The sequence below is a fragment of the Mycobacterium sp. genome, from assembly GCF_046091765.1.
Taxonomy (GTDB): Bacteria; Actinomycetota; Actinomycetes; order Mycobacteriales; family Mycobacteriaceae; genus Mycobacterium.
Genome location: NZ_JBJTCF010000086.1, coordinates 1 through 8,406 on the forward strand (window position 1 = coordinate 1; position 8,406 = coordinate 8,406).

The window sequence follows — 8,406 nt, forward strand, 5'->3', positions numbered from 1 at the left end:
CTGAGCCTGCATAAACCCCACCGGCACCGAACTCACCGGAGCCGCCGCAGCACGCTCCAACGACCGCGCCGAAGGCTGCCAGGACGTCACAACACCATCAACCGGCTTCCACTGGTCGATCGAACCAATCTCCAACGGGCCGACTCGCATCACGCACTCCTTACGTGGTTGAAAACTTCTTCGCTCAAAATACGAGCGGCGTTACCGGCCTGTCGCGCTTGTGCGCGCTACCCGCGAAGTGCTCGATCTGCTTACTTTTGCGCATTCTGCTCACCGCATTGACCCTGCATACGGGCTGCCATCTACTGTCAGGACATGGGGATTCCGTCGCGGGTGTTCATCACCGGGGCCAGCGGTTTCATCGGCCGGGCGCTGACGGAACGGTTCGCCGAACTGGGCTCTGCGGTCACCGGAGTGGACCTCGGCGCCGATGCCGCGCGCAACGTGGTCGCCGGCGACGTCTCCGCGCCCGGCGACTGGCAACACCATGCCAAGGGCAGCGATCTCGTCATCCACACCGCGGCGGTGGTGTCCAACAACGCCGCCGCCGAGCTGTACCGCAGGGTCAGCGTGGGCAGCGTGCGCCACGTGATCGATGCCGCGATCGCCGCCGGCGCCGCGCGCCTGACGCACCTCTCGTCGATCGCGGCCTACGGGCTGGACTTCGACACCACCCGAGACGAGACCAGCGATATCAGCGTTCTCAGCGGCTACCCCTACTGTGACGCCAAGGCCGCCAGCGAGCACGCCGTGCTGGCCGCGCACGCGGCCGGCGAGGTGGCGTGCACGGTCATTCGCCCCGGCGACGTCTACGGCCCGGGTTCGCGACCGTGGGTGCTCATCCCGCTGGAGATGATGCGCAAACGCCAGTTTCTGCTGCCGGCGCGCGGCCGAGGCGTCTTCAGCCCGGCCTACATCGACAACCTTCTCGACGGCATCGTCGCGGCCAGCCTCTCCGAGCAGGGCAGCGGGCAGATCTTCAACATCACCGACGGCCTCGAGGTCTCGTGCGCGGAGTTCTTCGGCTACCACCATCGATGGCTGGGCCGGCGCGGCGCCCCGCCGAGCCTGCCGACCCCGCTCGCCCGTACGAGCGCCGCGGCCGGGGGATTCATCCTGGGCCGACTACTGCGCCACGACACCGAGATCAGCCCGGGCACCCTGGCGATGCTGAGTCGCCGGGCCGGTTACTCCATCGAGAAGGCCGCGAAGCAGTTGAGCTACACGCCGTCGGTCTCTCTGCCCGAGGGCATGAACAAGACCGAACGGTGGCTTCGGGAGCGGCAGCTCATTGCCTAGAGCTCAGGCGCCCGACCCCGGGGCCAGTTCGGCCAGGCGCCGCTCCCGGCGGCGGGCTTGCTCAGCCGGATCGGGCACCGGCACCGCGGCGATCAGCTGGGCGGTGTAGGGCTGGGTGGGGTTGTGCAGCACCGTCTGTGCCGGGCCGCACTCGACCAGCCGCCCGGACTGCATCACCGCGATGCGGTCGGAGAGTTCCTCGACGACGGCCAGATCATGGCTGATGAACAGGCAGGCGAACCCGTGCTCGGCTTGCAGTTCCCGCAGCAGGCGCAGCACCCGGGCCTGCACCGAGACGTCCAGGGCCGAGGTCGGCTCGTCGGCGATCACCAGCGCCGGGTTCAGCGCCAGCGCCCGGGCGACGCCGACCCGTTGACGCTGCCCGCCGGAGAGCTGATGCGGGTAGCGGTTGCGCAGCGAGCGGTCCAGGTGCACGTGGTCGAGCAACTCGTCGACGCGGGCGGTGCGCTGGGTGCCGGACAGCTCGGTGTGCAGCGCCAGCGGCTCGGCGATCGCCTGGCCGACGGGCCAGCGCGGATTGAGCGACGAGCCCGGATCCTGGAAGATCACGCCGACTTTCTTACGGGGCTCGCGCAGTCCGCGCTGGGACAGCCTGGTGATGTCGGTGCCGGCCAGCGCGACCGTCCCCGACGTCAACCGCACCAACCCGACCGCGGCCTTCCCGAGGGTCGACTTGCCCGAGCCGGACTCCCCGACCAACCCGACGACCTCCCCGGCGGCGACCTCCAGACTCACCGCGTCCACGGCCCGGAAGACTTTGGGCCCGGAGGCGAACTCGACGGTCGCGTCGCGCAGCGACAGCGCGGGCACCGGGGTCTGCGGCGCGGGGGCGGGTTCGACGTCGGTCACCTCCAACCGGCCGCTGCCCAGGTGCGGCACGGCGGCCAGCAGTGCCCGGGTGTAGGGGTGCTGGGGATCGCTGAACAACGTCTGCGCCGGGGCGGATTCGACGACTTCGCCGTCCTTCATGACCATGATCCGGTCTGCCAGGTCGGCGACGACACCCATCGCGTGGGTGATCAGCAGGATCGCGGCGTCGACCCGCGAGCGCAGGTCGCGCAGCAGGTCGAGGATCTCGGCCTGCACGGTCACGTCGAGGGCGGTCGTCGGTTCGTCTGCGATCAACAGCACCGGATCACAGGACAGCGCCTGGGCGATCATCGCGCGCTGCCGCTGACCGCCGGAAAGCTGGTGGGGGTAGTAGTCCATCCGGGCCGCCGGGTCGGGCATGTCGACCAGTTCGAGCAGTTCGACCGCCCGGGCGTGGGCCTGCTCCTCGGAGACGTCGCGATGCATCCGGATGGCCTCGATGATCTGCCATCCGATCGTGTAGACCGGGTTGAAGGCCGTCATCGGCTCCTGGAACACCACGCCGATGCGGCCGCCACGGATCTCGTTGAGCGTGCTCTCGTCAGCACCGGCCAACTCCTGGCCGTCCAGCAGGATGCTGCCGCGGCAGCGAGCGTTGCCGGCCAACAGGCCCGGCACCGCCATCGCCAGAGTGGACTTGCCCGAACCGGATTCGCCGACCAGGGCCAGTACCTCTCCGGCGGCCAGATCGAGGTCCACCCCGCGCACCGCGGGGATCCAGTTCTTGTGGACCGAGAAGTCGATGATGAGATCACGGATCTGCAGCAGCGTCATGTCATCGCCGCTTCGGATCGAGGGCATCGCGCAACGCGTCGCCGAGCAGGATGAAGCCCAGCACGGTCAGCGAGAGGAACAGCGCCGGGAAGAACAACAGGTGCGGGGAACTGCCGATCAGCGACTGGGCGACGTTGATCTGCAAGCCCCAGGAGATCTCCGGAGCCTGCAGCCCGATCCCCAGGTAGGTCAGCGCCGATTCGGCCGAGATGAATGTTCCCACCGCGATCGTGGCGTAGATCAGCACGGGCGCCAGGGCATTGGGCAGGATGTGGCGCACCAGGATCCGGCCCGAGGACGCGCCGAGCGCCTGGGCTGCCAGCACGTAGTCCGAGCCGCGGATGGCCACCACCGAGGAGCGCACCAGGCGCATCGCCGTCATCCAGCCGAAGACGATCAGCGCCAGCGACACCGTCCACACCGATCGGCGCGGGGAGACGGTCAGCAGGATCAGCGCGCCCAGAAACAGCGGGATGCCGAAGAACACATCGGTGAGTCGGGCCAGTACCGCATCCACCCAGCCACCGAAGTATCCGGCCACCGCACCGATGAGCACACCGATCACCAGTACGCCGATCACGGTGAGCACGCCGATGGCCACCGACGTCCGCGCGCCGTAGACCACGTTGGCGTAGTAGTCGCAGCCCTGCAGGTCCATCCCGAACCAGTGCGCGGCACTGGGTCGCTGGCGCGACAGCGACAAGTCGCAGTCGGTGGGATCCACTCCGCGGGCGAAGAGCTTGGGGACCAGCGCCATCGAGACCATCACCACCATGATCGCCAGCCCGATCAGGAACAGCGGATTGGTCCGCAGATACCGCCAAGCGTCACCCCACACGCTGGTCTGCCCGATCAGCGGGGCGACTTCCTCGCCGACGTCGTCGAGCTTCTCCGGTACCTCGATTCCGAGGCGGCGTTCAGTCATAGCGGATCCTCGGGTCGATCACTGCGTACAGGACGTCCACCACCAGGTTGAAGAAGATGTAGAAGAACACCATCAGCGTGACGATGCCGACGACCACCGGGCCCTCCTGCGCACGCACCGCGTCGAAGATGGCCCGGCCAAGACCGGGCAGGTTGAACACCGACTCGGTGACGATCGCCCCGCCGAGCAGCGAGCCGATGTCAGCACCGATGAAGGTGACCACGGGAATCAGGCTGTTGCGAAACGCGTGCCGGAAGACGATCCGCGAGCGGCCCACGCCTTTGGCCCGGGCGGTGCGGATGTAGTCGGCGGTGAGGGACTCCAGCATCGCCGTCCGCGTCAACCGCGCCACGTACGCCATCGACAGAGCCGCCAGCACCAGGCCCGGCAACAGGTAGCTGTACCAGCCGTCGGCCACCCCCGCGATCGGGAACCACCCCAGTTTGAATCCGAAGATGTACTGGGCCAGGAAGCCCAGTACGAACACCGGGATGCTGACCAGCATGGTGGTGGAGACCAGAACCAGGTTGTCGAAGAAGGAGTTGCGCCGCAGCGACGCCAGGATGCCGGCGGCGATTCCGAAAACGGTCTCGAAGATGACCGCGACGACCGTGAGTTTCACCGTCACCGGCAGTCGCTGACTGATGGTGTCCACCACCGGACGGCCGGAGAAGTCCGCGCCGAAATCACCGTGCAGCAGACCCAGGACGTACTTGCCGTACTGCACCGGTAGCGAATCATCGAGGTTGTAGTCGGCGCGGATCTGCGCCTGCACTGCAGCGCTCAACGGCCGGTCTCCGGCCAGCGCGCGTACCGGATCTCCGGGCAGCGCGTACACCATCGCGTAGATCAGCAGTGAGGCTCCGATCAAGACCGGGATCGTCAGCAGCAGACGGCGAATGATGTAGCGGGTCACGCGATCACACCGCCTGCCCATCAACGACGACGTCCTCGAGGACGACTGTGCCGAGAATGCTGTAGCGGATCCCCGACACGCGTTTGGTCCACACCGTCTGGTCGACGCCGCAGAACAGCGGCGTGGCGGGCAGGTCGTTGACGAGGATCTGCTCGGCCTCGGCGTAGGCCGTGCCGGCCGCCTCGATGGTGGGCGCGCGGTCGCCGGCGGTCAGAGCGTCGTCGAAGGCCCTGTTGCTGTAGAAGACCGTGTTGGAACCGGTCGGCGCCAGCGCGGCGGTCGCATATTGGGGGGCCAGGAAGTTCTCGACCGACGGGTAGTCCATCACCCACGCCATCCGGAAGGGCCCGTCCATCTCCTTCGCGTCGCGCTTGGACAGGAACTCGTTGAACTGAAGGTTGCCCCGCAGCTGGTAGGTCAGGCCGATCTTGCGGAACATGTTGCCGACCGCGGTCATCCAGCCGTCGTGCGCGGCACCGGCGTTGAACCACAGGTCGACCGGCACCGAGGTGTCGAAGCCGGCCTCGGCCAGCAGTTGCTTGGCCTCGTCGGGGTGATACTCACACCAGCGCCCGCAGGCGCCCTGGCGGTAGCCGACGACGGTCGGGGGGGAGAACGAGTCGGCCGGTACCCGGGTGCCCAGGAAGATCGCGTCGGTGATCGCCTGCCGGTCGATCGCCATGGACAGCGCGCGGCGCACCCGCACGTCGGCGTAACGCTTGTCGTAGAGCGGAAAGCCCAGGCTGGTGATGGTCGGGCTGGGCCGTTGCAGGTAACGCTCCCCGAAGATGTCCGGCGCGCTGGCGTAGGCGTCGGGTGGTAGGCCCTGCAGCACGTCGAGATTGCCCGCGAGCACGTCGGTGTAGCCGGTGGACAACTCGGTGTAGACCCGCAGAACGACGCCGCGGGATTTGGCCTTGCCCTCACCGGCGTAGTCGTCGTAGCGACTCAGCGTGATCCCGCGACCGCGCACCCATTCGCCTTCGGCTTTGAACGGTCCGTTGCCGACGGGTTTCTTCCCGAACCTCTCGGGGTCGGCGTAGAACGCCTCGGGCAGGGGGTTGAACGCGCTGTAGCCCAGGGTCAGGGGGTAGATCGCAAACGGCTTGGAGAGGGTGACCTCGATGGTGACCGGATCCTTGGCCCGCAGACCCGCAAGGGTGGTGGCCGTCGGCTTGCCGCCGGCGTCATCGCCCTGCAGCGCGTCGTAACCCACCACGTTGGAGAAGAAGTAGGACGCGCCCTGGGCATTGGTGCTCAGCGCGGTGTAGTTCCAGGCGTCCACATAGGACTGCGCAGTCACCGGGGTTCCGTCGTGGAAGGTCCAGCCCGGTTTGAGCGTGATGGTCCAGCGGACGTTGTCGTCGCTGGTGACCGATTCCGCGGCTCCGTCGTAGGTGACCTTGCGGCTCTCGGTGTCGAAGGTGACCAGCGGCGTCCACACCGCGTCGATCACCTTGGCGCCCTCGGACTCGGTGGTGTTGCCCGGCACCAGCGGCTTCTGCGGTTCACCGAGGTAGAAGCTGAACATCCCGGACGGGATCGGGGGCGCCGAGGAACATCCGCAGACGCCGGCGAGCGTGAGCAGCACGGCTGCCATCAGCGCTTTTACCGCGCGAATCCACACCCGGATCACGATTTCACACAACCGGCGGCGCCGCCGAGCGGTGCCGGGAATTCCGTGACCGAGTGGAGCTAAGGGGACTCGAACCCCTGACCCCCACACTGCCAGTGTGGTGCGCTACCAGCTGCGCCATAGCCCCGGGAACCTCGAAACTACACCACCGGCCAGCGGGCCTCAAAAAGCCTCAGGGCAACTCGGCGGCCTCCGGCCCCAGCGGACGGGCCGGGGTCTCGTCGTCGTCGGCGGTGCGATCGCGGGTCTCCGGAGCCAGCACCCAGCCGACGGCGGCCAGCAGCAGGATCGCCCCGCTAACGGCGAAGGACCACCCGTAGGACAGGTGCTGGGCGATGAGGCCGACGCCGAAGGAACCCACGATCGAGCCGAAGTCAGACATCATCTGGTAGGTCGCGATCGCGCCGCCGCCGCGCGCGCGGCCGATGACGTCGGCCACCGCCGCCTGCTGCGGGGCACCGAACAGGCCGGTCGCGATGCCCGCGATCAGCGCCCCGCCGTAGAACAGCGGCAGCGACGGCGCCTCGCCGAGTGCCGCAGTGGCCAGACCGGCCAGGACCAGGCCGGTGATGAGCAGCGGGCGCCGGCCGATCCGATCCGAGAGCCGGCCGCTGGGCACGACCACGAGCACGTTGCCGATGGCGAACGCCGCCAGGGCGATCCCGGCGACGTTGCGCGGCTGTCGGTCCAGGACCTCCTCGACGAACAGCGGCACCAGGGCGAAGCGCAGCCCGAACAGCGACCAGCCGGTGGCGAAGTTGGACAGCAGCGCAGCGCGGTAGGCGCGGTGGCGCAAGGCGACCCGGACCGTGACGGACAATTCGTCGCGGGGTGCGGGGCCGGCCACCGCTGAGTGCCGCAGGCTGATGAACACCACCGCCGCGGCCACCAGCAGCAGCACCCCGTAGATGACGAACGGGGCGTGCAGCCCGAATCCGGCGGTGAGGCTGCCCAGCACCGGGCCGATCACCGATCCGATCAGAAAGGCGCCGGAGAACAGCCCGGCGACCTGACCCCGGGCGCTCTTCGGACTGATCCGGATCATCAGCCCGAGGGCGGCGATGAAGAACATCGCGGACCCCAGTCCGCCCAGCGCCCGATAGACCAGCAGCTGCCAGTAGGTGTGCGCGAACGCGCAGGCGGCGGTCGACACCGCGACGATCAGCAGCCCGCTGACGTAGACGTAGCGCTCCCCCAGCCGCTGGATGAGCACCCCGGCCGGCGGCGCGGCGACCAATCGCATCACCGCGAACGCGGTGATGATGAAGGTCGCCGCGCCGATGGACACCCCGAAATGGCGGGCCAGCTGCGGCAGCACCGGGGCGATCAGGCCGTACCCCAAAGCCACCACGGCGTTGGCGGAGATCAGCGCCCAGACCTCCGGCGGCAGCCGGGCGTCGGACTGCGCCACCTCGCCGCGGGCGATCGAACTCACGAGATGACTGTATTGACCACCTCGCGGGCGGCGTTCTGCACCTCGGCCAGATGCTCGGCACCCGTGAAGCTCTCGGCGTAGATCTTGTAGACGTCTTCGGTGCCCGACGGGCGCGCGGCGAACCAGCCGTTGGCGGTGGTGACCTTCAGCCCGCCGATCGGCGCGCCGTTGCCCGGGGCGGTGGTGAGTTTGGCGACGATCGGCTCGCCGGCCAGTTCGGTCGCGGTGACCTGCTCGGCTGAGAGCTTGGACAGCCGGGCCTTCTGCTCGCGGTCGGCGGGTGCGTCGACGCGCGCGTACACCGGCGCGCCGTATTGAGCCGCCAGTTCGGTGTAGCGCTGCGAGGGCGTCTTGCCGGTGACGGCCAGCATCTCGGCGGCCAGCAGCGCCATGATGATGCCGTCCTTATCGGTGGTCCACACCGAACCGTCGCGGCGCAGAAACGACGCGCCGGCGGACTCCTCGCCGCCGAAACCGATTGTGCCGGTGATTAACCCGTCGACGAACCACTTGAAGCCGACCGGCACCTC

At 68.3% G+C, this 8,406-nt stretch carries 6 protein-coding genes, 1 tRNA gene and 1 pseudogene; 1 reads left to right on the plus strand and 7 read right to left on the minus strand.

Translation table 11 applies throughout. The features are described 5' to 3' along the window. Positions 1–315 precede the first annotated feature (315 nt). Complete coding sequence (locus ACKOB8_RS08835; RefSeq protein ID WP_526376837.1) at positions 316–1,299, plus strand: NAD-dependent epimerase/dehydratase family protein; 984 nt, start codon at positions 316–318, stop codon at positions 1,297–1,299. Between the two features lie 3 nt (positions 1,300–1,302). Here the strand turns inward: ACKOB8_RS08835 and ACKOB8_RS08840 are convergent, their stop codons facing one another. From ACKOB8_RS08840 to ACKOB8_RS08870, 7 genes and pseudogenes are all read right to left on the minus strand, one after another. Then, entirely contained in the window at positions 1,303–2,991 is a 1,689-nt protein-coding gene (locus ACKOB8_RS08840; RefSeq protein WP_526376838.1) for an ABC transporter ATP-binding protein, read from the minus strand. After that, positions 2,966–3,889, minus strand: coding sequence for an ABC transporter permease (locus ACKOB8_RS08845; RefSeq protein ID WP_526376839.1), 924 nt, complete (start codon positions 3,887–3,889; stop codon positions 2,966–2,968). The genes ACKOB8_RS08840 and ACKOB8_RS08845 overlap by 26 nt, the downstream gene beginning before the upstream one ends. Further along, complete coding sequence (locus ACKOB8_RS08850) at positions 3,882–4,805, minus strand: ABC transporter permease (protein ID WP_526376840.1); 924 nt, start codon at positions 4,803–4,805, stop codon at positions 3,882–3,884. The genes ACKOB8_RS08845 and ACKOB8_RS08850 overlap by 8 nt, the downstream gene beginning before the upstream one ends. Before the next feature lie 4 nt (positions 4,806–4,809). Continuing rightward, the gene (locus ACKOB8_RS08855) at positions 4,810–6,405 is read right to left on the minus strand and encodes a peptide ABC transporter substrate-binding protein (protein WP_526376841.1); all 1,596 of its coding nucleotides are present in this window, start codon (positions 6,403–6,405) and stop codon (positions 4,810–4,812) included. Positions 6,406–6,495: 90 nt separating this feature from the next. Beyond that, positions 6,496–6,568 (minus strand) — tRNA-Ala (locus ACKOB8_RS08860). 45 nt (positions 6,569–6,613) lie between these two features. Next, positions 6,614–7,876 carry an MFS transporter gene (locus tag ACKOB8_RS08865; RefSeq protein WP_526376842.1) on the minus strand — a complete coding sequence of 421 codons (1,263 nt, stop codon included), beginning with the start codon at positions 7,874–7,876 and terminating at the stop codon, positions 6,614–6,616. Beyond that, positions 7,873–8,406 (minus strand): annotated as a pseudogene (locus tag ACKOB8_RS08870) (phosphoglucomutase, alpha-D-glucose phosphate-specific); the annotation flags it as partial. The gene ACKOB8_RS08865 and the pseudogene ACKOB8_RS08870, both read right to left, overlap by 4 nt.

Excerpts from the sequence above, each read along its gene's own strand:
- ACKOB8_RS08835 (WP_526376837.1), top strand. The coding sequence starts at position 316 with ATGGGGATTCCGTCGCGGGTGTTCATCACCGGGGCCAGCGGTTTCATC.
- ACKOB8_RS08840 (WP_526376838.1), bottom strand. The coding sequence starts at position 2,991 with ATGCCCTCGATCCGAAGCGGCGATGACATGACGCTGCTGCAGATCCGT.
- ACKOB8_RS08845 (WP_526376839.1), bottom strand. The coding sequence starts at position 3,889 with ATGACTGAACGCCGCCTCGGAATCGAGGTACCGGAGAAGCTCGACGAC.
- ACKOB8_RS08855 (WP_526376841.1), bottom strand. The coding sequence starts at position 6,405 with ATGGCAGCCGTGCTGCTCACGCTCGCCGGCGTCTGCGGATGTTCCTCG.